The organism is Novosphingobium sp. TH158, from assembly GCF_002855555.1.
Classification (GTDB): domain Bacteria; phylum Pseudomonadota; class Alphaproteobacteria; order Sphingomonadales; family Sphingomonadaceae; genus Novosphingobium.
The window spans coordinates 271,964-295,643 of record NZ_PKRT01000001.1; the positions used below are offsets into that span (position 1 = coordinate 271,964).

General features: G+C 64.3%; 22 protein-coding genes and 1 tRNA gene. 15 read left to right on the forward strand and 8 right to left on the reverse strand.

All coding sequences use genetic code 11. The features are described 5' to 3' along the window. Positions 1-49: 49 nt before the first annotated feature. Positions 50-946 carry a hydrogen peroxide-inducible genes activator gene (locus tag C0V78_RS01505; protein ID WP_101796111.1) on the reverse strand — a complete coding sequence of 299 codons (897 nt, stop codon included), beginning with the start codon at positions 944-946 and terminating at the stop codon, positions 50-52. Positions 947-1,370: 424 nt separating this feature from the next. Here C0V78_RS01505 and C0V78_RS01510 point away from each other — a divergent pair, with 424 nt between their 5' ends. After that, positions 1,371-1,883: a hypothetical protein gene (locus C0V78_RS01510; RefSeq protein ID WP_101796112.1), complete on the forward strand. Its 513-nt coding sequence runs from the start codon at positions 1,371-1,373 to the stop codon at positions 1,881-1,883. 64 nt (positions 1,884-1,947) lie between these two features. On the opposite strand, the gene rnd is transcribed toward C0V78_RS01510, so the two are convergent. Further along, positions 1,948-3,180, reverse strand: coding sequence for a ribonuclease D (gene rnd / locus C0V78_RS01515; protein WP_101796113.1), 1,233 nt, complete (start codon positions 3,178-3,180; stop codon positions 1,948-1,950). A gap of 116 nt (positions 3,181-3,296) precedes the next feature. Here rnd and aspS point away from each other — a divergent pair, with 116 nt between their 5' ends. From aspS to C0V78_RS01575, 12 genes are all read left to right on the forward strand, one after another. After that, positions 3,297-5,078: an aspartate--tRNA ligase gene (gene aspS, locus C0V78_RS01520; protein ID WP_101796114.1), complete on the forward strand. Its 1,782-nt coding sequence runs from the start codon at positions 3,297-3,299 to the stop codon at positions 5,076-5,078. Between the two features lie 92 nt (positions 5,079-5,170). Next, the gene (locus tag C0V78_RS01525; protein ID WP_101796115.1) at positions 5,171-5,407 is read left to right on the forward strand and encodes an acyl carrier protein; all 237 of its coding nucleotides are present in this window, start codon (positions 5,171-5,173) and stop codon (positions 5,405-5,407) included. A 130-nt stretch (positions 5,408-5,537) separates the two neighbouring features. After that, entirely contained in the window at positions 5,538-6,797 is a 1,260-nt protein-coding gene (fabF, locus tag C0V78_RS01530) for a beta-ketoacyl-ACP synthase II (RefSeq protein ID WP_101796116.1), read from the forward strand. A gap of 4 nt (positions 6,798-6,801) precedes the next feature. Next, a complete protein-coding gene (gene mltG / locus C0V78_RS01535) occupies positions 6,802-7,776 on the forward strand; it encodes an endolytic transglycosylase MltG (protein ID WP_101796117.1) in 975 nt (324 codons plus the stop codon). A 106-nt stretch (positions 7,777-7,882) separates the two neighbouring features. Continuing rightward, positions 7,883-8,428 (forward strand): peroxiredoxin, encoded by a 546-nt coding sequence (locus C0V78_RS01540; protein WP_101796118.1) that lies wholly within the window; start codon positions 7,883-7,885, stop codon positions 8,426-8,428. An 86-nt stretch (positions 8,429-8,514) separates the two neighbouring features. Then, positions 8,515-9,027 (forward strand): 2'-5' RNA ligase family protein, encoded by a 513-nt coding sequence (locus tag C0V78_RS01545; RefSeq protein WP_101796119.1) that lies wholly within the window; start codon positions 8,515-8,517, stop codon positions 9,025-9,027. A gap of 72 nt (positions 9,028-9,099) precedes the next feature. Continuing rightward, a tRNA-Met gene (locus C0V78_RS01550) sits at positions 9,100-9,176 on the forward strand. A 34-nt stretch (positions 9,177-9,210) separates the two neighbouring features. Beyond that, entirely contained in the window at positions 9,211-10,623 is a 1,413-nt protein-coding gene (locus C0V78_RS15025) for an SHOCT domain-containing protein (RefSeq protein ID WP_216822151.1), read from the forward strand. Positions 10,624-10,942: 319 nt separating this feature from the next. After that, positions 10,943-11,995, forward strand: coding sequence for an aldo/keto reductase (locus C0V78_RS01560; protein ID WP_101798133.1), 1,053 nt, complete (start codon positions 10,943-10,945; stop codon positions 11,993-11,995). Positions 11,996-12,284: 289 nt separating this feature from the next. Further along, entirely contained in the window at positions 12,285-13,340 is a 1,056-nt protein-coding gene (locus C0V78_RS01565) for an efflux RND transporter periplasmic adaptor subunit (RefSeq protein ID WP_101796120.1), read from the forward strand. 1 nt (position 13,341) lies between these two features. Beyond that, positions 13,342-14,547: an ABC transporter permease gene (locus tag C0V78_RS01570; RefSeq protein ID WP_101796121.1), complete on the forward strand. Its 1,206-nt coding sequence runs from the start codon at positions 13,342-13,344 to the stop codon at positions 14,545-14,547. After that, a complete protein-coding gene (locus C0V78_RS01575; RefSeq protein WP_101796122.1) occupies positions 14,544-15,230 on the forward strand; it encodes an ABC transporter ATP-binding protein in 687 nt (228 codons plus the stop codon). The genes C0V78_RS01570 and C0V78_RS01575 overlap by 4 nt, the downstream gene beginning before the upstream one ends. A gap of 36 nt (positions 15,231-15,266) precedes the next feature. Here the strand turns inward: C0V78_RS01575 and C0V78_RS01580 are convergent, their stop codons facing one another. Then, positions 15,267-15,857 carry a PAS domain-containing protein gene (locus tag C0V78_RS01580; protein ID WP_173843315.1) on the reverse strand — a complete coding sequence of 197 codons (591 nt, stop codon included), beginning with the start codon at positions 15,855-15,857 and terminating at the stop codon, positions 15,267-15,269. 115 nt (positions 15,858-15,972) lie between these two features. Between C0V78_RS01580 and folE the strand changes: the two genes are divergently transcribed. Continuing rightward, positions 15,973-16,575, forward strand: coding sequence for a GTP cyclohydrolase I FolE (gene folE / locus C0V78_RS01585; protein WP_101798134.1), 603 nt, complete (start codon positions 15,973-15,975; stop codon positions 16,573-16,575). 124 nt (positions 16,576-16,699) lie between these two features. Continuing rightward, positions 16,700-17,662, forward strand: coding sequence for an NAD(P)/FAD-dependent oxidoreductase (locus tag C0V78_RS01590; RefSeq protein WP_101796124.1), 963 nt, complete (start codon positions 16,700-16,702; stop codon positions 17,660-17,662). On the opposite strand, the gene C0V78_RS01595 is transcribed toward C0V78_RS01590, so the two are convergent. From C0V78_RS01595 to C0V78_RS01615, 5 genes are all read right to left on the reverse strand, one after another. Then, positions 17,632-19,167, reverse strand: a complete 1,536-nt coding sequence (locus C0V78_RS01595) for a cryptochrome/photolyase family protein (RefSeq protein ID WP_101796125.1) — start codon at positions 19,165-19,167, stop codon at positions 17,632-17,634. The two genes, C0V78_RS01590 and C0V78_RS01595, sit on opposite strands and share 31 nt — an antisense overlap. A 4-nt stretch (positions 19,168-19,171) precedes the next feature. Then, the gene (locus tag C0V78_RS01600) at positions 19,172-19,621 is read right to left on the reverse strand and encodes a DUF3429 domain-containing protein (protein ID WP_101796126.1); all 450 of its coding nucleotides are present in this window, start codon (positions 19,619-19,621) and stop codon (positions 19,172-19,174) included. 65 nt (positions 19,622-19,686) lie between these two features. Next, a complete protein-coding gene (locus C0V78_RS01605) occupies positions 19,687-21,285 on the reverse strand; it encodes a family 43 glycosylhydrolase (protein ID WP_101796127.1) in 1,599 nt (532 codons plus the stop codon). Further along, positions 21,282-22,280 (reverse strand): alpha/beta hydrolase, encoded by a 999-nt coding sequence (locus tag C0V78_RS01610; RefSeq protein WP_101796128.1) that lies wholly within the window; start codon positions 22,278-22,280, stop codon positions 21,282-21,284. The genes C0V78_RS01605 and C0V78_RS01610 overlap by 4 nt, the downstream gene beginning before the upstream one ends. After that, positions 22,277-23,437: a polysaccharide lyase family 1 protein gene (locus C0V78_RS01615; RefSeq protein WP_101796129.1), complete on the reverse strand. Its 1,161-nt coding sequence runs from the start codon at positions 23,435-23,437 to the stop codon at positions 22,277-22,279. The genes C0V78_RS01610 and C0V78_RS01615 overlap by 4 nt, the downstream gene beginning before the upstream one ends. Positions 23,438-23,680 lie beyond the last annotated feature (243 nt).

Below are 23,680 nucleotides of genomic sequence, written 5' to 3' on the forward strand. Positions count from 1 at the left end.
CAATTACCTAGAAGATGTCATGGAGAGGCGCAGGCAACAATGGTAAATTCTATCCCGCGCGCAGTTCCTCTGCGAGCAGGCGGAATTCTTCGGAACGAGGACTGTTGCGGCGCCAGACAAGCGCGATTTCCCGGTTCGCCGTATCCGACCGCAAGGGGCGCGCCACCACGTCGGTACCGTTGAGGATTCCGGCATCCACCGCCATTTCCGGCAACATGGTCAGGCCAAGGCCATTGTCCACCATCTGCACCAGCGTGTGCAGCGAGGTACCGATCATCGTGGCAGAGGCGCGCAGTTCCGGCCGGTTGCAGGCGGCAAGCGCGTGATCCTTCAGGCAATGCCCATCTTCCAGCAGCAGCAGCCGGTTCTCGTCGATCAGTTCGGGCGGCACTTCGCTTGGCGGGTCGCGCGGATCGTCCTTGGGAAAGGCGACGTAAAGCGCGTCGAGCTCGATCGTCTCCTTCTCCACCTCGCCCGTCGGGAAGGGCAGGGCGAGCAGCACGCAGTCCGCACGCCCGTGGTGCAGCGATTCGATGGCCTGTGCGCTGGTCTCCTCGCGCAGGTAAAGCTTCAGCGCAGGCCGCTCGCGGCGCAGGCGCGGCAGCATCCGGGGCAGCAGGAACGGGGCGATGGTGGGGATCACGCTCATCCGCACCTCGCCCGAAAGCGGCTGGCCGGCGCTTTGCACCATGTCGGAAAGCTCTTCGGCTTCGCGCAGCAGGCGGTGCGCCTTGGCGACCACGGCATTGCCCAGCGGGGTGAAGCGCACGGCGCGCTTGGTCCGTTCCACCAGCACCACGCCGAGCAGCGTCTCAAGATCGCGCAGGCCCGCCGAAAGCGTGGACTGGCTGACGAAACAGGCATCGGCCGCCCGCCCGAAGTGGCCATGCTCGTGCAGGCTGACGAGGTACTGGAGCTGTTTCAGCGTGGGGTGATAGACGGTCATCGGCAGACCTTAGGCGTGCTTGGCGAGGTTGACAAAGTTGACACTGTGTAAACCTCGCGCGCGGTCACTTTTATGACGAAATTCTGCGGTTTCACGCCGGCTATCCCTATTGGTGCGCGCGAAGAAAACAAAAAAGCGGAGGCGTGGGGTGGGCAGCGGGCGTGGCTGCTGCCGGAAGCGAAGGGGGCCGTCTTACCATCCGCCCTCGATGCCAGAGACCGGCAGTTTAGGAAATGCCTTGCCGGTGCGTGAGCACGGCATTTTCCAGACGAAGGGGTGTTCCTGAAGACCTGGCACCGGATTTGCCTATCTGTTCTGGCAGTTGCTTTCTCATTGAATTATGCAAGGTTCAGGCAGATTTCGCGCAGGAGGGTCAATGATGTTCGGAACCACAGGCGGGCGAATTTGCGTGGCAGGCATGGCTATGGCGGCCTTCGCGATGGTGTCATCCCCAGCATTTGCGCGCGGACCCCTGCATCCCTGGATCTGCAAGAACTTCAAAGGGCCTTTCAATGCATTCGCCGCAGCGGCCAGCTTCCCGCTGGAAAAGTTGCCGAAAGCGGAGCCGGGCTTCGGCTTTCCGCTGACGATAGGCGCGGGCGGGGCGGATTACCTGTTCATCTATGCCGAAAAGCCGGAACAGGCCGGGGTCATGAACCTGATGTCGATCGGCGCATATAGCGTGCGATCGGACCGAAAGCCGATCGACCCTGCGGTGACCGCGCGAATTGCTGCCACGATGAAGGCGCAGATCGGCGATTGGGGCACACCGAAGCCCCTGCCTCATCTGTATCGTGGCCCGAACGGCGCCCAGGGCGAAGGTTTCGAGATCAAGCGGCCCGATGGACGGTATTTTGCGCTTTACCGGACCAGCTCTTCGCTGGTGGCAAAATGGAAACCCGGTTCGGAAGCGCTTTCGGCTGAGCTTTGCCGCTAGTCGGCAAAACGGCCTTCACCCGTCGCAAGCGCAAGCCATCCCCTGATGGCAGCCCGGCGCAGGGTTATTCCGTTGCTTCGTCTGCTTCTACTTCGCCTTCTGCCAGCGCAGCCGCAGCCTCTTCCTCCACGTCATCGACGTGCGTCATCTTCAGCTTGCCGTTGACCACGGCAAAGGCAAGCTTGCCTTCCACCAGGTCGACCGCGTCGCGTCCGAAGGTCTGGTAACGCCAGCCTTCGAGCAGCGGGATGTTCTTGCGAATGCCGGCGGCAAGCAGTTCGAGGTCATCGCTGCGCGCCAGGAGCCGGGCGGCGACGTCGATCTCGCGGGCGCGGATCTTGAGCAGCAGCTTGAGCAGGTCTGCCACCAGCGCGCCTTCCTTGCCCAGCGGTGCGCCGCGCGGGGTGCGCGGGGGCAGCTCTGCATCGGTCAGCGGCGAAGATCCCTCGATCGCCGCCATCAGGCGCCTGCCGATTTCGTTGTCCTTCCATGCCGGCGAAAGGCCGCGAACCTTGGCAAGGTCGGACTGCTGGCGCGGAGGGTGGCTGGCGATATCGGCCAGCGTTTCATCGCGCGCGATGCGGCCGCGCGGGATGTTCTTGTCCTGCGCCTCGATCTCGCGCCAGCGGGCGATAGCCTTGAGCCGTCCGAGCATGGCCGGATTGCGCCCCGCCGCCCGGATGCGCTGCCAGGCCTGATCGGGATCGTTGCGGTAGTTTTCCGGATCGGCGAGCTTTTCCATCTCGGCATCCAGCCACTCGCCGCGGCCCGTCTTGATCAGGCGCTTCAGGATCTTGGGGAAGATCTTCGAAAGGTGGGTAACATCGCCGATGGCGTAATCGATCTGGCGCGCATCGAGCGGACGGCGCGACCAGTCGGTAAAGCGGGCGCCCTTGTCGATCGTCAGGCCAAGCCAGGATTCGACGAGGTTGGAATAGCCGATCTGCTCGCTCTGGCTGACCGCCATCATGGCGATCTGCGTGTCGAAGATCGGATGCGGGGTGCGGCCGGTAAGGTTGTAGATGATTTCCACGTCCTGCCCGCCGGCGTGGAAGACCTTCAGCACGTCCTCGTTATCCACCAGCAGGTCGAGCAGCGGCGACAGATCGATGCCTGGAGCCAGCGGGTCGATGGCCGCGGCTTCCTCGGTATCGGCGATCTGGATCAGGCACAGTTCCGGCCAGTAGGTGTTCTCCCGCATGAATTCGGTGTCGACGCAGACGAATTCGGCCCGGGACAGACGCTCGCACAGTTCGGCAAGCGATTTGGAATCGGTGATGAGCTTGTGTATTTGCATGTTTCTTATCTGTAAGTGAGCCCGTGCGGGCTCGCGGCTTGACAACGGTGCGGGTTTCGCCTGTTAGCCCGCGCTTTCGCCCCTGCCCGATTGGCGGCCGATTGGAAAGAGTTTCGATGCATATTTATCGTTCCCACACCTGCGGCGCGCTTTCCGCAGCCGAGGTTGGCCAGACAGTCCGGCTTTCTGGCTGGATTCACCGCAAGCGCGACCACGGCGGCGTCCTGTTCGTCGACCTGCGCGACCATTACGGCATGACGCAGATCGTTGCCGATGCCGACAGTCCGGCGCTGCCCGTACTGGAAGGCCTGCGCGTGGAATCGGTTGTCACCATCGATGGCGATGTGAAGAAGCGCAGCGATGCGACGGTGAACACCAACCTGTCCACCGGCGAGATCGAGGTTTTTGCCCGCGGCGTGAACGTGCTCAGCCGCGCCGAGGAACTGCCGATGCCGGTGGCGGGCGAGCAGGAATATCCTGAGGAAATCCGCCTCAAGTACCGCTTCCTCGACCTGCGCCGCGAAACGCTGCACGCCAACATCATGAAGCGCACCGCGATCATCCGCGAAACGCGCCGGCGCATGGAAGACATCGGCTTTACCGAATATTCGACGCCGATCCTGACCGCATCGTCGCCCGAAGGCGCGCGCGACTTCCTGGTGCCCAGCCGCATCCACCCGGGCAAGTTCTTCGCGCTGCCGCAGGCGCCGCAGCAGTACAAGCAGTTGCTGATGGTGGCCGGCTTCGACCGCTATTTCCAGATCGCGCCGTGCTTCCGCGACGAAGACCCGCGCGCCGACCGCCTGCCGGGCGAGTTCTACCAGCTTGACCTGGAAATGAGCTTCGTCACCCAGGAAGAGGTCTGGGAAACGATGGAGCCGGTCATGGCCGGCATTTTCGAAACCTTCGCCGATGGCCGCAAGGTGACCCCGGCGGGCGAGTTCCCGCGCATTCCGTATGCCAAGGCGATGCTCGACTACGGTACCGACAAGCCGGACCTGCGCAACCCGCTGGTGATCCGCGACGTGACGAGCGAATTCACCAGCTCGGGCTTCGGCCTGTTCGAAAAGATCGTCGGCAGTGGCGGCACGGTGCGCCTGATCCCTGCGCCGAACACGGCCGGGCTGAGCCGCAAGTTCTTCGACGACATGAACGACTGGGCCCGCTCCGAAGGCCATGCCGGCCTGGGCTATGCCACCCGCAAGGGCGGCGAGTTCGGCGGGCCGATCGCCAAGAACCACGGGCCGGAAAAGATGGCCGCGCTGTGGGACGCCCTTGGCCTTGGCCCCGATGACGGTGCCTTCTTCGCCGCCGGCAAGGAAGACCAGGCGGCCAAGCTGGCCGGCCAGGCGCGTGTCCGCGTGGGCGAGCAGCTCGACCTGGTCGAAAAGGACGCCTTCCGCTTCTGCTGGATCGTCGATTTCCCGTTCTACGAATGGAGCGAGGAAGAGAAGAAGCTGGACTTCGCGCACAACCCCTTCTCGATGCCGCAGGGCGGGCTGGAAGCGCTGGAAACGCAGGATCCGCTGACGATCAAGGCCTTCCAGTACGACATGGTCTGCAACGGCTATGAACTCGCCTCGGGTTCGATCCGCAACCAGCATCCGGACCTGATGGTCAAGGCCTTCGAACTGGTCGGCCTGTCCAAGGCCGATGTCGAAGCGCGCTTCGGCGGCATGTACCGCGCCTTCCAGTACGGCGCTCCGCCGCACGGGGGCATGGCGGCCGGTGTCGACCGCATGGTCATGCTGCTTTGCGGTGTGCAGAACCTGCGCGAGATCACGCTGTTCCCGATGAACCAGCGCGCCGAAGACCTGCTGATGGGCGCGCCCTCGCAGGCCGAACTGAGGCAGCTCCGCGAACTGCACCTGCGCGTTGTCGAACCTCAGAAAGGGTGAGGCAAACCGTAGCGCCCCCCTTGCCAGCGCGCGCGCCGTTCTCTAGGGGCGGGACTGAAAGTTTCATCTATCGTTCACAAAAGGACTGACCCATGAGCGACACCGCCGACCGCGTTAAGAAGATTGTCGTCGAACACCTCGGCGTTGAGGCTGACAAGGTCACCGAAGACGCAAGCTTCATCGACGATCTGGGCGCTGACTCGCTCGACATCGTCGAGCTGGTCATGGCTTTCGAAGAAGAATTCGGTGTCGAGATCCCGGACGACGCAGCTGAGAAGATCAGCACCGTCACCGACGCGATCAAGTACATCGACGACAACAAGGGCTGATCGGGCCCCATCCCGCCGCGCCCCGGGCCTGTCCAAGGCGCATGGCGGGAGGTTCAGGAAGCAATTTGAAGACAGGCTCAGTCCCGCTTGGGTCTGGGCCTGTCGCATTTTCGGATCTGAGAGGCTCTAAATGCGTCGTGTCGTTGTAACCGGTCTTGGTCTTGTCACCCCGCTGGGGGCCGATGTCGAAACCACCTGGGCCAATATCCTCGCCAGCAAGTCCGGTGCCGGACCGATCACCCGGTTCGATGCCTCCGACCAGAAGTGCCTGATCGCCTGCGAGGTGAAGCCGGCGGACCACCCCTATGGCTTCGATCCGAACAAGCGCGTCGATCACAAGATCCAGCGCCAGGTCGATCCGTTCATCGTCTACGGCATCGATGCCGCCGGTCAGGCGCTTGAGGATGCCGGTCTGGTCGACATGGACGATGACCTGAAGATGCGCACCGGCTGCTCGATCGGTTCGGGCATCGGTGGCCTGCCGGGGATCGAGAGTGAATCGATCGTGCTGCACGAAAAGGGCCCCGGCCGCGTTTCGCCGCACTTCGTTCACGGGCGCCTGATCAACCTGATCTCCGGACAGGTCTCGATCAAGTACGGCCTGATGGGCCCGAACCACGCGGTGGTTACGGCCTGCTCCACCGGCGCGCACTCGATCGGCGATGCCGCCCGCATGATCCGCGACGGCGATGCCGACGTGATGCTGGCCGGCGGTGCGGAAGGCACGATCAATCCGCTGGGCGTTGCCGGCTTTGCCCAGGCCCGCGCGCTGAATTGCAGCTTCAACGACCGCCCCGAACAGGCAAGCCGCCCCTATGACAAGGACCGCGACGGTTTCGTCATGGGCGAGGGCGCCGGCGTTGTCGTGCTCGAGGAATACGAACACGCCAAGGCGCGCGGCGCGAAGATCTACGCCGAAGTCGTCGGTTATGGCCTTTCGGGCGATGCCTACCACGTCACCGCGCCGCACCCGGAAGGCAAGGGCGCCGAACTGGCCATGCGCATGGCGCTGAAGAAGGCCGGCATGGGCCCGGGCGACATCGACTACGTCAACGCCCACGGCACTTCGACCATGGCCGACACGATCGAGCTTGGCGCGGTCAAGCGCGTGCTGGGCAACGACCTTGCCGGCGCTTCGATGAGCTCGACCAAGTCGGCCATCGGCCACCTGCTCGGCGGTGCCGGCGCGGTCGAGACGATCTTCTGCATCCTCGCCATTCGCGACCAGATCGTGCCGCCCACGCTCAACCTCGACAATCCGGACGAGGGCACCGAAGGCGTCGATCTTGTCCCCAAGGTGGCGAAGAAGCGCCGCGTGCGTGCCGCGCTCAACAACTCGTTCGGCTTCGGCGGGACGAATGCCTCGGTGATCGTCAAGGAAGTCGAATAACCCGATGATGCGTCGCGGCTGCCTTCTGGGCATCATCGCCGCCATTGTCCTGGCCCTCGGCAGCCTCACCTGGCTGCTGGGTGGCTGGTACTGGGGTGGGCCGCTGGAAAAGGATGCATCGTTCCTGGTGCCCGATGGCGCATCGCTGAAATCGGTATCGGAAAAGCTTGAGCGGGAAGGGGCGGTCTCGTCCGCTTCCGGCTTCTACATGCGCGCGCGCATCTTCGGTGCCGGCGGATCGATCAAGGCGGGCGAATTCAGCCTGCCGGCGGGGGCCAGCCCCTCGCGCGTGCTGTCGATCCTGCAGGGCGGGGAAGCGGTGCGCCGGTTCGTCACCGTGCCCGAGGGCATGCCCTCGATCATGGTTTACGAGCGGGTGATGGGCCAGTCGCTGCTCACCGGATCGGTCGCCGTGCCGCCGGAAGGCTCGATCCTGCCCGATACCTACGATTTTGAACGCGGCGAAAGCCGGCAGGCCGTGCTGCTGCGGATGCAGACGGCGATGCAGCGCACGTTGGCGGAACTGTGGGAAAAGCGTTCGCCCGATACGGTGGCCAAAACCCCGCAGGAAGCCCTGATCCTCGCCTCGATCGTCGAGAAGGAAACCGGCAAGCCTTCGGAGCGGCGGCTGGTTGCCGGGCTCTATTCCAACCGGCTGCGGCAGGGGATCATGCTCCAGGCCGATCCGACGATCATCTACCCGATCACCAAGGGCAAGCCGCTTGGCCGCCGCATCCGGCAGTCGGAAATCCAGGCGATCAACGATTACAACACCTATTCGATGGTCGGCCTGCCCAAGGGGCCGATTACCAACCCGGGGCGCGAATCGATCGAGGCGGTGCTGAACCCGGCGAAGACCGACGCGCTCTACATGGTGGCGGATGGCACAGGTGGCCATGCTTTTGCCTCGACTCTGGCCGAGCACAACGCCAACGTCGAAAAGTGGTACACGCTCCGCAAGGCGCGCGGCGATTTCTAGGCCGGACTGAAAATCGTCAAATCCGATCACAGTCAATTTTTTATTCGGTTTTGCCAATGAAACCGGATTGGCTAAACGGCGTTTATCCCAACCAAGGAGGAACCCCGTGCTCAATCGTGAAATCCCCGATGTTACCCTGAAGACGCGCGTGCGCGACGAATCCATCGAGGGACCCAACCCGTTCCGCTGGCAGGACGTGAATGTCCGCGACGAATTCGCCGGCAAGACTGTCGTCGTCTTTTCGCTGCCGGGTGCTTTCACGCCCACCTGCTCGAACGAGCAGTGCCCGAACTACGATCGCCTCTATGATGCCTTCAAGGGCCTCGGCGTGGACGAGGTCTACTGCATGTCCGTCAACGATGCCTTTGTCATGTACCAGTGGGGCCAGCATCTGGGCCTCAAGAACGTGAAGTTGCTGCCCGATGGTTCGGGCCAGTTCACCCGCCGCATGGGCATGCTGATCAACAAGGATCACGTAGGCTTCGGCCAGCGTTCCTGGCGCTATGCCATGATCGTGCGCGACAACAAGGTAACGCACTGGTTCGAGGAACCGGGCATCAACGACGATGGCCTTAACGGCGATCCCTATGGCGAGACGGCCCCTGAAAAGCTGCTTGCCGCACTGACCAACGAGACCGCCGAAGCGGCCTGATCCCACCAGACCGTTCCGGCTCGCGGGCGGCGGCAAGCATCCCCCCGCTCTTCAATGCCGCCGCCCGCATCGCTATGACGACCTGAATGGCCTTCGAACCCTTCATCGTAACCGCAGAGCTGCCGCGCGATATCTTCGCGTGGGCAAATGGCCTGCGCCGCGCGCATTTCCCGCCCGAGCGCAACCACCTGGAGGCGCATGTCACGCTGTTCCATGCCCTCGCGCCCTCGCTGCGGGAAGAGGTGCTCGGTTTCCTGCCGCGGATCGCGGGCCTTTATGCTGCCCCGGATGCTAGCATCACGGGCCTGATGGACCTGGGGAAGGGCACGGCACTGCGAATCGAGAGCCCGGCCATGGTCGCGATCCGCGATGAGATCGCCGATCACTTCCACGGCACCCTGACCGCGCAGGACAGCCACCCGATTCGCCTGCACATCACCGTGCAGAACAAGGTCGCTCGCGAAGCGGCGAAGGCGTTGCAGCAGGAACTGGCCGGGCAGCCGCTCGAACGGCATTTCCGCTTCACCGGCCTTGGCCTGCACCTCTACAAGGGCGGTCCGTGGGAAGCGTTGGGACGATGGTCATTTCGCCGCACGTGAGGTGTTGACCGCCAAGCCCGCACACCCTATGTGCGCCGCCTGCCCGGACGAAATGCCGGGCCAGGCCCTTGGGGCGGAGTAGCTCAGCCGGTTAGAGCAGCGGAATCATAATCCGCGTGTCGGGGGTTCGAGTCCCTCCTCCGCTACCATCTAAAATCCCGAAAACCTGCGGTTTTCCGACCCATGCGGGTCGCCTGGTGCAACTTCTCATTGTTGCATTTTGTTGCGCGGTTTTCCTCGGATTTCCACACGTTACATTGTCGTGACAGCAACTCCGTGCAACAAATCTGCTACAGCGCAGGTGCTGCGATTCCACCTTCAATGCTGCCGTGGAATTGCGAGCAGCGCGTGTCAGAAGCGGCATTTGGGGGAAGCTCAACGATGAAATTACCGGGCTCGCGACTTCTGATTGCCGCTGCAATGGCGCATCTCGCTTCACCTGTTGCGCAAGCGCAAGATAAGAATGCTCTAAAGACGGACGCCAAGGCCGCGATCGCGCAGATGCAGAAGCTGGGCGAGCCTATGAGTCGCTGTTCGATTTCCGCGTATATCGAGCAAGGGCCGATTGTTAGGCGCACCTTTGCCTCGACCCCCCTTCGTCCAGGCGACGAACTGCTGACGTTGAACAACGTCAATGTTGCCGGGAAGAGTGCAGAGGACGTTGTCGCTTTGCTTCGCGGCATTGCACCGGGCACGGTTATTCCTGTCACTCTGGAACGAAATGGTGAACCCATGAGGTTGGATCTGACCTGTTCCGACGCACGCCCGGTGACTGAAGCTGCCGTGGGTTATTTGAAAGCGGTTTCTCTTGGCAAGTTTGATGATTGCGTTTCGGCGATCCGGCAGCGCTCGGACATGGGGTCAGGCGGTGCCGCGACGATGCTGCAATGCGCGGCGGTGTCTAAGAATGCGGCAAATTATAACATCGCACAGTTGACCTTCGACTTCATGCGCATGTTCATTGAGGATGCGCACTGGGTGCCAGCTTTGAGAGGCGAGGCGATCCAGTCGCTGCGCTCCTCAGAAGCAACGATCAGTCAGAATTTGGGATCATCTCGGTTCGAAGAGCTTGTGTCCGCTACGAAGGCATGGCCAGGCGGAGAGCGGATGTTTGATGCGACTGCGCCAAACTGGGGGCTCTTCCGCAGGAACGCGGAAGCGGCTCTAAGGGCACGGCTCATCGATCCTGAGTCAGCGCGAATCGAGTGGCCTTATGGCTTTGTCCTCGGCAGCTGGAAGCCCGTCCTATCGAAACGGATCAATGGGTATTGGACCTGCGGGTCTATCAACGCCCGGAACCGTATGGGCGGCTATACTGGCAGTAGCTCCTTTGTCGTGGTCTTGGACCCTGTTGGGAACGTCCTGCATACGGAAATGGGGCAATCAAGAGATTTTGATTTGATCAGCGCGCAATGCAGTCAGGCCGTTAAGCTGCTGCCACCGCCCCAATTCGACACGTCAAAGCCAATCCAGACGACGCAGGGCAGCTCGCTTGCCGACGAACTTAGGAAGCTCGTAGAGCTCAGGGAGAGCGGAGCTCTTAGCGAAGAGGAGTTCCAGCAAGCAAAAAGGCGTTTGCTCGGGTCGACGAACTAAAGGAGCCAATGGCTCCGCTTTTGATCGCGGATGGCTACAGCTAACTTTTCAATTGATTTAGGAAAAACGCCCGGCGCACCGTTGGCGGCTGGCGCGGGCCGGTCTAGCATTGCGCCAGTCGCACCATCTGGGGGTAGAATGACAACGCCGCTTCGCCAATTGCTCACCCAGTATCGCGCTGCTTCGCGCAATGAGCGGGACAAAGGGACTTATTTTGAGCGGCTGATCTTTTCCACTATACCTATGGCCTCCTGCACAGCGAGGACTACCGCGCCCGCTTTCCGGCCACCTCCGCTCCAAGCAAATGGGAGATCCAGTTTTGGAATACCGGCAACTTGGCAGGACGGACCTCAAGGTAAGCGCCTTCGGGCTGGGCGTCATGACATTTGGCGGTCAGACCGCTGAAGACGACGCCTTCCGTCAGCTCGACATGGCGTTCGATGCCGGGATCACTCTGTTCGATACGGCGGAGAACTATCCCACCCCGCTCAGCGCAGATACCCAGGGGCAGTCGGAGTACATTCTTGGCCGCTGGGTCGAAGCCCGGGGCATTCGCGACAAGGTGGTGATCGCAACAAAGGTGGCTGGACCCGGCAATAATGCGGGCGGTCTCGAATACATCCGTGGCAAGGATCGGCGGCTCGACGCGGCGAACATTCGCCAGGCGGTGGAGGACAGCCTGCGCCGTCTCGGCACGGACGTGATCGATCTTTATCAGGTCCACTGGTCCGAAAGAGCAATCACGACACTGGGCCGCTCCCGCTTTTCGCTTGTCCCCGATGCTCCTGGTACAGTCCCGATTGCCGAAACTCTGGGTGCCTTGGGCGACATGGTCCGGGAAGGGAAGGTCAGGGCCATTGGCGTCTGCAATGAGTCTCCCTGGGGCGTCATGGAATACCTTGCCGTCAGCCAGAACGAAGAACTGCCGCGCATTGCCTCGGTGCAGAACGGGTACAGCCTGCTTGACCGCTCATTCGAACTGGGACTGGCCGAGGTCGCAATGCGCGAGCAGACTGGCCTGATTGCCTATTCTCCGCTGGCCGGAGGAACCCTGACCGGCAAGTACGGGGACAAGCCGGAGCCAATTCCGGGCAGCCGCTCTGCCAACTCACCGGCTTTCGCCAGCAGGTTTTCCGAAGCCAGATTGCAGGCGATCAAGGCTTACGGTGATCTGGCGCGAAGCCGAGGAATGGAGCCCGCCCACATGGCTCTGGCCTTCGCAAAGCAGCAGCCGTTCACCACTTCGGTCCTGATGGCGGCCAGCCGCGCGGAGCAGCTTGCAGGCAACCTGGGCGCAGTGGATCTGTCGCTCGACAAGGAACTCGTGTCCGCGATCAATGCGATTCACGACAAGCTTCCCAACCCGCGCTGACGACGCGCGCCCCATGAACTCCGGCCAGATCGACGCCCCCATGTCCGAAGCTCGACACTGCTTGTCAAACAGGACGGCCCCGTCCTCATCGCAACCCTGAACCGGCGAGAGAAGCTGAACGCGATCAGCCGCGCAGGGCCTTTGCCGTCCTCCTCCATCCCGACTGCGTGATTCTTCGGCCCCCTAGTGGCCTGTCCGGCGGAGTTCGCGCCCGGCCTTCACTCTTGGACATGTTGACTGCAATTGCCCTCTCCGGCCCGGAAAGCCTGTGCTAGGGATCGGAATTGCAATGAAACTGACTCGCCGACAGACCATTTTCGCGATCCTTGGCCTTCTGGTGCTGGCCGCCGCTGCCTACTGGCTGTTTGCCCCGCGCGATAAGCAGGTCGATACGATTACCGCCGAGCTGGCCCCGGCCAGCCGCGTTCTTGCCGTGAATGGGCGGGTGCGGCCAAGGCTTCAGGTTGATGTCCGCCCGCAGCTGGGTGGCACCCTGATCGCGCTGCCTTACGATGTCGGGGACCGGGTCAGCGCCGGGCAGGTTCTGGCGCGGATCGATGACGGTCCGGAAACCGCAGCGATTGCCGAGGCGGAAGCGTCGGTCATGGCGCAGCAGGCGACGCTTGCCCAGGCCCGGCGCGACCTGGCCCGGTTCGAGGCGCTCGGCCAATTTGCCACCAAGCGCGAGGTCGAGCAACGCCGCCTTGCCGTGGAGGAGGGCGCGCGGGAATTGAACCGCCGCCGCGCCGGCGTTGTCCAGGCGCGCGAGCAGCGGGACCGCCGGGTGCTGCGCGCACCCTTTGCCGGTGTCATCCTTGAACGGCCGGTGGACCCCGGGCAGATTGTGGGGCTCGACAGCATCGTTTACCGGCTGGCAGACCTCTCCGCACCGGAGGTGACGGTGGAGGTGGATGAGATCTATGCCGCCGAAATCCGCCCCGGAATGGAAGCGCGCGTCAGCTTGCCGGGAACCGCGAAAGAGCTGCGCGCCCAGGTGGTCCACGTCGAGCCCAGGGTCGATTCGGCGACGGGCGCGCGCGACGTGCGCCTGAACCTGCTGGACGGATCGGTCGACGCGCCGTCCGGCCTTACCGTCACCGTGAACCTGGTCATCGAAAAGCGCGATCGCGCGATCAGCGTGCCGCGCAGTGCCCTGATCCTGTCCGGCGGCGGTGCGCGCGTTCGCATCGTCGGCACCGATGGCGAGGTGAGCGAGCGACCCGTGAGCTTCATCGACTGGCCTGCCGAGGAAGTCATCGTCACCAGCGGCCTGCGCGCAGGCGACCGTCTGCTGGCAGACCCCGAGGCGGCGAAGCCGGGCGAGAAGGTAAGGGCGCGCCGCTAGGATGAGCCCCTATGCGGTAAAGCTGGCCACCCGGCACCTGCTGGCCCACCCCGGCCAGTCGGCCCTGCTGATGGCGGGCGTGGCGTTGGGCGTCAGCGTGTTCATCTTCATGAGCGCGCTCATCGGCGGGCTGGCAACGCTGCTGACGCTGCGCACGGTGGGCAGCATTCCGCATATCGTGCTGGAAATGCCGGATCGCGACCCGGCAGTACTGCCCGTTCCGGGCGGTGCCCAGGTCGTCCTTCAGAAGGACCTGAGCCGGCGCAACCAGATCGCCATCTGGCAACCGGCGATCCCGATCATCGAGAAAACATCCGGCGTTACCGCAGTATCGCCGCAGATCCGGGGGTCGGCCTTTGTCGAGCGCGGGCAGGCCGTTGCCCCGGTGGGCATCATCGGCGTGCAATCGGGCAAGCTTTCCGCCATCGCCGATATCGAAGGCGCCATTGTCGAGGGCAGCAGCAGCCTGCCCGCTGATGGCATCCTGATCGGCAGCCGGCTTGCCAGCGATCTTGGCCTGCGGGTCGGGCAGGTTGTCCGGCTCAGCTCCGATCGCGGCCGGGCGCGCAGCTTTCGCATCGGCGGCGTCTTCACGCTCGGCGTCGCCAGCGCAGACCGGCAGGCGATCTACATGAACTTCACCGCTGCGCGTGCGCTGTTCGATCTGCCGACCGGTATCTCGCGGATAGAGATCAAGGTGCAGCCGGCAACCGATGCCCCGCGCATTGCCGAGCGCCTGCGCCGCTCTACGGGGCTGAAGGCCACGGCCTGGACCGAGGACAATACCCAATTGTTCGAAGGACTGGATGCACAGGCGCGTACCGGCACGATCATCAAGGCCTTCTCACTGATCACCATCGTGGTCGGCATCGCGAGTGCCATGCTGCTCTCGATTGTCCGCCGCAAGGCAGAGGTCGGCATCATGCGGGCGATGGGGGCGAGCAAGCGGCTGGTGATTTCGGTCTTCGTGCTGGAAGGCACCCTGATCGGGCTGATCGGCGCGCTTGTGGGTGCTCTGGCGGCCTGGGCTGCGCTTCTGCCCCTGCCACCGGTGACAGAGGTGCGCAGCGGCGGCCTGCCGATTGACCGCGGGCAGGGGGATTACCTGCTGGCCATCACGCTGACCACGCTCGCCGCCATGCTCGCCTCGATCCTTCCGGCCCGCAACGCCGCGCGTATCGACCCTGTCGAGGCCATCGGCCAATGAGCGCGGACCCGGTCTTTTCCGTCACCGGCCTCACCAAGTCCTTCGGCGAGGGGGAGGCGGCGGCGCAGGTGCTCAAGGGCATCGACCTTGCGTTGAACGCCGGAGAAATGGCTGCCCTGCTCGGTCCCTCCGGATCGGGCAAGAGCACGCTTCTGACGATCCTGGGCACGCTCATGCGCGCCACGGGCGGGCAGCACGTGATGCTGGGCACGGACCTGATGGCAGCGAGCGATGCCGAACGGACCGAGTTCCGCAGCCGCTACCTGGGCTTCGTGTTCCAGTTCCACCACCTGCTCTCCGATCTTTCCGCCCTTGAGAACGTGATGATGCCGGCGGCAGCGGCACAGGGCAGGGAGACGGCGGAAATGCGCTCTCGGGCGATGGAGCTGCTCGATGCAGTGGGGCTGGCTGACCGGCGCGACTACCGCCCTTCGGCCATGTCGGGCGGGCAGCGGCAGCGGGTCGCCGTGGCGCGAGCCTTGATCAACCGTCCGGTGCTGGTCCTGGCAGACGAGCCGACGGGGAACCTCGATCGGGAATCGGCCGATCACGTGATGGACCTGATCCGCTCGATCAACCAGTCGATGGCCACCAGCTTCCTGATCTCCACGCATGATGAGCATATCGCGGCCCAGTGCCCGCGGCGGATCGAACTGCTGGACGGCCGGATCGTCCGCTCCTGACAGGGCCCGCGCTAGCGGTGGAGGGGTTTTCCCGGCCTAGTAGCCGGCTTCCACGGCGATGCGGATGGCATCGGCAGAGGCGGGCACGTTCAGGGCCTTCAGCACGGCGGCACGATGCATCTTCACCGTCCGCTCCGTGATGCCCAGCACATGGGCGATCTGCTTGTTCAGCTTGCCGGCTGCCATCTGCACCAGCACCTCGCGCTGGCGGATCGAGAGCTGTTCCACCTTGGCGCGTGACTGGTTCTGGCGGATCTTCGAGGCTTCCTCGTCAACCGACTGGATTTCCATCTGCGAGCCCAGGAAATACTCCAGCTCGCCATTGGTATCGAAGATCGGCGCCACCAGCACGGCATTGCGGAACGGCGTGCCGTTCTTCTTGTAGTTGAGGATTTCGACCAGCACGGGCCGCTTTTCGCGCACGGCCTGGACGATCTGTGCTGTCAGTGCCGGTTCGGTGTTCGGCCCGGCAAGGAAGCGGCAATTGCGCCCGATGATCTCGTCGCGGCCATATCCGGTCAGCGCTTCGAACGCGGCGTTGCATTCGACAATCGGGTTGTCCGGCAGGCGAGGATTGCTGATCACCGCGGCCACGGCGCTGTGATCGATCATGGCGGAAAGTGACATTGGCGTTCGGTTCTTCCCAGCAGCTTCTACGTGACCCTTTGGTCATGTTGTGCCGAGGATCGCAGCGGCCCATCGATGGGGCAAGCTAACGGCAAGGCATTCGACGATGAATTACATGGCCAGTGATATGCATTGCGATGAGGAAGAGAACAAGCTTCCTGTTCCGCAGCCCGTGCAGGAGGCGATCCGCACGCTGATCGAATGGGCGGGCGATGACCCGACCCGCGAGGGCCTGGTCGATACGCCCAAGCGCGTCGCGCGTGCCTGGCGCGAATACTGCCTGGGCTATGACGAGGATCCCGGCCTCCACCTGCGCCGCACTTTCGAGGAAGTTGGCGGCTATAACGAGGTGGTGCTGCTGAAGGACATCCCCTTCCAGTCGCACTGCGAACATCACATGGCACCGATCACCGGCACGGCATCGATCGCCTATCTGCCGAATGACCGCGTTGTCGGCATTTCGAAGCTGGCGCGCGTGCTTCACGGCTATGCCCGCCGCCTGCAGGTGCAGGAACGCCTGACGGCCGAAGTGGCGCAGGCGATCTGGGACCACCTCAAGCCGCAGGGCGTGGCCGTGGTCATCAACGCGCAGCATGGCTGCATGACCGGGCGCGGCGTGCGTACGCACGGTGTCGGCATGGTCACCAGCCGCATGATGGGCTGCTTCCTGCACAATGACAGCAGCCGCAAGGAAATCCTCGCCCTGATGGGCTTCTGAACGCAAAACGCTCGGCACCTCCCGCCCTCTTGCCGAGCCGCGGCGGTGCACCTCTCTCCTGCACCGCCGCCTTGCGTTCCGCATACCGACCCCGAATTTCGAAGCCAGGTCCATGCAAGAGCAGATGAAAATCGCGATCATCGGAGCCGGAATGGCGGGCCTTTCCTGCGCCGGCGGGCTGGCCGAAGCGGGGCACGAGGTTATCCTGTTCGACAAGGGGCGCGGGCCGGGTGGCCGGATGTCCACCCGCAGGATGGCAACGCCGCTGGGAGACATGCGTTTCGATCACGGCGCCCAGTACTTCACCGCGAAAGACCCTGCCTTCCGGGCGCAGGTCGATCTGTGGACGGATCGCGGCGTTGTCGCGCTCTGGCCCGCAGTGGAGCATGAGGCATGGGTCGGCGTGCCGGCCATGAACGCCGTGATCAAGGACATGGCCGAACGCCACGATGTGCGCTGGAACGTGCATGTCGACCGCGTGGAGAAGGCAGGCGACCGGTGGCTGGTCCGTGCCGGGGACGCAAGTTTCGCCGGTTTCGATGTGGTGGTCCTCGCCGTGCCTGCCGAGCAGGCGCTGCCCTTCCTTTCGCTCCACGATTTCGACATGGCGCGACAGGCCATGCTGGCCCGATCCCAGCCATGCTGGACGGGGATGTTTTCCTTTGCCGAACCGCTCGCGACAGCGGAGCAGATCGTCCGCGACCGCGGCTTTGTCGCCTGGGCGGCGCGCTCTGCCTCGAAGCCCGGACGCGAGGCGGCGGAAGGCTGGGTGGTGCAGGCCAATCCGCTCTGGTCCGCAAACCATATCGAAGACGACAAGGACAGCGTGGCGCAGGCCCTGTTGCGCGGCCTTGGCACGGCTCTGGGCCTTGCCGGGCTGCACCCGGTTACGGCGACGGCGCACCGCTGGCGCTATGCGATGAGTGCGGGGCTGGGCATCGGTTCGATGTGGAACCCGCGCGCGCGGATCGGCGCCTGTGGTGACTGGCTGATCGGCCCGCGCGTGGAATGCGCCTGGCTTTCCGGCAGGGACATCGCGCGAAAGATCGGGGCCGATCAGGCCGCGCTGCAATCGGACCCGTGCTGATCAAGGTGATGCAGGAACCGGTCGGCCCGCGCCAATAGCGCCCGCCGGTGTTTCTCATCCATGCGGTCCCAGGTGCGATACATCTGGGCCATGCGCGGATTGCCGGCAAAGCGCTGACGGTGCCGGTCGAGGAAGTGCCAGTAGAGCGCGTTGAACGGGCAGGCACGATCGCCGGTTTTCTCGCTCACGGTGTAGTGGCATGACCGGCAATAGTCCGACATCCGGTTGATGTAGGCGCCGCTTGCCGCATAGGGCTTGGATGCAAGCAGGCCGCCGTCCGCATGCTGGCTCATCCCTACGGTGTTCGGCACCTCCACCCATTCGAAGGCATCGGCATAGACTGCCAGATACCATTCGTGCAGCGCATGGGGATCGATGCCGGCGAGCAGGGCGAAGTTGCCCGTGACCATGAGCCGCTGGATATGGTGCGCATAGGCTTCTTCCCGGGTCTGGCCGATGGCCGCCGCCATGCAGGCCATGCGCGTCTTGCCGGTCCAGTAGAGGGAAGGAAGGGCGCGGCGGGCCTCAAGCGCATTGCGGCGCGCATAGTCCGGCCCTTCGCGCCAGTAGATGCCGCGCACATATTCGCGCCAGCCGATGATCTGGCGGATGAAGCCCTCGGCCGAATTGAGCGGAACCTTGCCGGCGCGATAGGCCGCCTCGGCCATGCGGCAGAGCTCTATCGGATCGAGCAGGCCGACATTGATCAGCGGCGATAGCAAACTGTGGAACAGGAACCTGTGCCCCAGCAGCATGGCATCCTGATAGTCCCCGAAGGATGGCAGGGCAGCGTCGATGAACTGCCGGGCGGCGCGCTCCGCCTCCGTGCGGGTTACCGGGAACCAGAAGGGTTCCAGATCGCCGAAATTGCGGGGGAAATGGCGTTCGACAAGCTCCAGGACCTGCTGCGTAATCGCATCGGGAGCGACCCGCAGCGGCTGGGGCATGAACAGGCTGGCGCTGGCGGGCTTGCGGTTTTCGTGGTCGAAATTCCACTGGCCGCCTTCGGGGGCGTTGCCCGCCATGAGGAGGCCGGTCTTCTGCCGCATGAGGCGATAGAAGTATTCCATCCGCAGCGATTTGCGCCCCTCGGCCCAACTGGCGAATTCCTCGCGGCTGCACAGGAACAGGTCGTTGGGAAGAACTTGCGCCCCGCAGGCCTCCAGCTCCGCCAGCACCCGCCACTCGCCCGGTTCTGTGACCACCAGCTCGCCGGTGCCGTGCCGCGTCTGCGCCCTGCGGATTTCGCCGGCCAGAGTGCTGGAGTTGGCGGGATCGTCCAGCGTGACATAGTCCACCGTCCAGCCAGCCTCGCGCAGTTCGGCGGCGAAATGGCGCATGGCGGAAAAGATGAAGGCGATCTTCTTCTTGTGGTGAGGAACGTAGCCAGCCTCCGCAGCGACCTCTGCCATCAGGACAATGGTGCCAGCCTTGTCGCTCGCCCGCAGCGAGGAAATGCGCGGTGAAAGCTGGTCGCCCAGCACGAGGACCAGTCGCTTGGCCATGTCGTCAGGCGAGTGCCGCTACCGCCAGCGTCAGCAGGCCAAGGCCCGATGCCATGGCCACGCGAAGGCGCAGCCATGCGGGCGGCAGGGCTATGTCGCGGGCAAGGAAGCCGTCGACCAGCGGGCTCGCCAGCAACAGCAGGCCCAGCACGCCAAGCGAGGGCGCCGGCCAGCTCCAGCCGAGCGCCCAAGGCAGAAGGCCGGCCCAGCCCGAAAGACTGGCGACAACCGCAAGCAGGTAGGCTGCAGGCTCCTTGCGGCCAGCCATCAGCCCGGCCATCCACCACATTCCGCCAAGGAACGAGAGGATGATCGCCGCATAGAAACATGCCGCAGCCATGGTGAACCAGCGGGCATCGGGCCAGACCAGCATCAGGGCAAGGCAACCTGCCTGAGGCAGCAGGCCAGCCAGTCCGAAGACCACAAGCGGACGGGGGAGGGTGGAGAACGCCATCCCGGACACAAGTCGGATCTGCCCCGCCGCTTCAATCTGTCCTTTCAGACAGGCAGCGCGTCCGCTCAGTCGTCGAGCGCGGTGAAGCGGAAGTCGCGGAACCGGGCCTCGCCGGGGCCAGCGGCGTAAAGGCCGGGGCGCAGCATAAGGAACCCGCCGCGCACGTTGTGGTGATAGCCGGACACTTCCATGCCGCGATCGAACCGCTGCCAGGTCTGCCCGCCATCGCCGCTGGTGTGGAACGAGACGATATGCTCGCGATTGGTGACGCGCATCCTCATGCGGCGGCCGTGCGGATTTGCCGGTCGCCCGCGCTCTATGCCGTACTGGTGGGTGACGAAGCGCTTTTCGTCGAAGCCGAGCCCGCAATAGAGCTTGTCGTCATAGAACAGCACCAGTCCCGCCGTTCCGCCGGCCGGGATTTCGATATCGCATTCGAAGCGATAGGAACGATCACCGGCGATCAGCAGCAACGGCGATCCGCTCGACGGTGCCAGCCCCTTTCCGGCAAGGTGCAGCGCGCCATCGGCGATCCGCACGCGCGATGCCTCATCCGGGGCAGGGCGGAAGAACGACCACTTGCTTCCCAGCGCCAGCGGGGCGGAGAAGTCGTCCGACAAGGCCATGCCGTGCGGCAACCGCTCGCCGCCGCGCGGCGAACGGATCGGGCGGGAGAGATCGCCGCCGGTCATGCGGAACCAGCCGTCGCGGGTCCATTCGACGGGGTCGAGCAGACATTGCCGGCCCAGCGTCCAGAAGCCGTTCTCGAAGCCGTGGTAAAGCGACCACCACGATCCGTCCGGTCCCTCGACAAGGCTTGCGTGGCCGCGCGACCACCAGGCCTCGCCAAGCCGCGTGGTGCGGACCAGCGGATTGCCGGGGTGATGTTCCCACGGGCCGTGGATAGATCGGCTGCGCGCGGCGATGACCATGTGGCCGGTCGGCGGGCCTGCCGTGCCGCCAACCGCAGTGATCATGTAGAACCAGCCGCCGTGGAAGTGGATTTTCGGACCTTCGGGGCTGAAGCCTTCGACGTCCCAGGTGTCGGGGTAGCGCCAGGGATCGTAGACATGCTCCACCTTCCCGGCGAGACTGAGGCCATCGTCCGAAAGACGCACGCGGTCTCCGCCTGAAAGGAACAGCCAGCGCGATCCGTCCTCTCCCACGGCGTGGCAGGGATCGATATGGTTGTGCAGGCCCAGCGGCACGGGATCGCTCCACGGGCCGTCGATATGGTCCGCCCAGATAACGAAAATGTCGTTCGGCGCGGCTTTCACCGGGATGTAGAGGAAATAGCGGCCCTTGTGCTTTTCCAGGCTTACCGCCCAGACCGAACCGATGTTGCGGTTCAGCGCGGCCTTGCGCGGCTGCCAGTTCACCAGGTCGCGGCTGTGCCAGATGGTGAGACCGGGATAGGAATCGAAGCTGGAAAAGGTCAGGTAATAGTCCCGACCGTCCTTCAGGATCGCCGGATCGGGATGGTCGCCCGAAAGCACCGGGTTGCGGAACGTGCCCTTGCCAAGATCGGCAATGCGCTGGTTGTCGTAACCGCGGCCCCACTTGCGCCTTGTCGCGCTGGCGAGGGCCGGGGACGCATTGAGCGCCAGCGCGCCAATGCCGCCAACCCCGCCCAGCTTCATCAGGTTGCGCCGATCCACGCTCATCCCAGCCCCGCAGTCCGCGCCCAGGCGCGCCAGAGTTCGGGCCAAGCCTCCACCGGCTTGCCCAGCGATTTGCGCAGGCCGAAGCCATGTCCGCCATGCGCGAAAAGGTGCATCTCCACCGGCACGCCGCGCGCCTTCAGCGCCGCGCGCAGGCGCAGGGTGTTCTCGACAGGAACAACATCGTCATCCTCGGCATGAAGCAGGAAATGCGGCGGTGCATCGGCGGGCACGGTCTGGTCCGGCGACCATGCCATGGCCTGTCCGGGTGAGGGATTTTCTCCCAGCAGCAGTCGGCGCGATCCGGGATGGGCAATGGCCGGGTCCATGCTGATGACCGGATAGATCGGCGCGGCACAGACGGGGCGGGCGGAAAGCCGGTCTGCCGCATCGACCGGCTGGTAAACCGGCACGGCAAAACGCGTCGAAAGGCTGGCGCAAACGTGGCCGCCCGCCGAGAAACCCATGGCGGCGACACGTTCCGGGTCGATGGCAAAATCGCGCGCGCGGTGGCGGATCAGCCGCATGGCGCGCTGCGCATCGACCAGCGGGACGTCGGGGCCTGCTGCCCACCTTTCGCCCGGCAGGCGATAGAACAGGACAAAGGCGGTAAAGCCGCGCGCCGCCAGCCAGCGGCCCATTTCATAGCCTTCCTTGTCCACCACCACCCAGCGATAGCCGCCACCCGGGGTGATCAGCACCGCGCCGCCATTGGGCCGATCGGGCCGGAACACTGCCATGCGCGGGCGGGTGATGCCGTAAACCGCGCGGTCCGTAACAAGGCTGTCGGTCGATCGCTCGTCCACCTTCTCCGCCAGTGCGGGGGAGGGTACACCCGGCGCCCCGGCAGGCCAGAGGTCGATTGTCTCGGTCGGCTGCGGCAGGCCCGGCGCCTGCGCCTTTTGTGCCTGCGGAGGCGGCGTCTGCGCGCGAAGGGTGCCGGCGGCAAGGCCGGTGGCCAGGCTTGCGCCCAGCAGGCTGCGGCGGTCGATGGTCATGGCCTGGCCCCCAGGTCCGGCCAGCCGCCGACATCGTCCTGACTGTCGATGATCCTGCCGCTCCGGTTCCGAACCGAGGAGACGACACGCTGGTCAACTGCATCGCGCGGGCCTGCACCGGCGCGGGCGAGCACTGCCTCGCAGCCGCCGGGGGCCGGATCGGCGCGGACGGGTGCGATTTCGGGCGCGGCGGGGAGGGGGTTCCACAGGCCGCCGACAAGCGATTTCTGCTCGGCCGGGATCACCCCGTCCATGCTGTTTCCGGCAAACCAGCTGCGCGCCAGCGGGTTCTCCTCGCGGAAGGCCAGGCGGCCCTTGCTGTCAGGTCCGCTGACATAGCAGTTGTCGATGAAGGCATAGGTTGCCGCGCTGTCCTTGTCGGCATTGTATCCCGATGCACCCGCGCCCCAGTTGTAGAACACGTTCGAGCGGAACTCGATCATCGGGCCCTGCGGATCGCGGCTGGCGGGCGTGTAGTTGCCCGGCCTGGGCATGCGCTGGACATGATGCGCCCAGAGGTTGTGATGAAAGCTGAAGCGCGATCCTTTTCCGCCCCGGATCAGGCTGCCATAGCCGTGATTGCCCTTGGCGTGGCCGGCCGAGCGCAGCGATTCCGAAATGATCGACCACTGCACGGTCAGGTCGAATATCCCCGGCTCCTTCTCGTAATTGGCCGATGCCGAGAGGGTTTCATCGATCGACCAGCTGGCTGATACGTGGTCGAGGATGATGCGCCTGCCGCTGGATATGGAAATCGCATCGCCCTCTCCGCCAGCGCGGTTGCCAAGGCGCGAGCGCAGGTGCCGGATCACCACGTCATCCGCCTTCACCACCAGCCCGTGGTCGGCAATGGCGATGCCGCCAGCGGGCGCGCCTGATCCATCGATGGTGATGCGCGGCTCGCGGATGACCAGTTCGCTTTTCAGGCGGATCGTACCGGCAATGCCAAAGCGGATGATGCGCGGCCCTTTTGTCTCGACGGCGGCGCGCAGGCTTCCCGGGCCGGCATCGTCGAGCGTGGTCACGGTGAATACCTTGCCGCCGCGCCCGCCGGCGGAAAACCTGCCAGCGCCCTCGGCCTCGGGGAAGGCGAGCCGGGGTTCGACCGGCTTCGCCTGGCTTGCTTCAATCGGGCCGGACAGCGCGAGAAAAGCCATGATCGCCAAATGCCTTCGCACGCATCCTCCTCACCCCGGATCCGCAGTGGTAGCGACCGCTCGGTCCTCCCATGCGCCTTTTTGGTAACCGGTGTCATTTTTCTATTGCTCCGCTCCTGCGGCTCTGTCAAGAAATGCTGAAAGGGAGTCCGGGGCAACGGCACGGTTGCGATTCGTGCAGCAGATCTGGCCACAGCCAGCCAAACGTTCCGACAAGGCTTCCTGAGATTTGACACCGGTTTC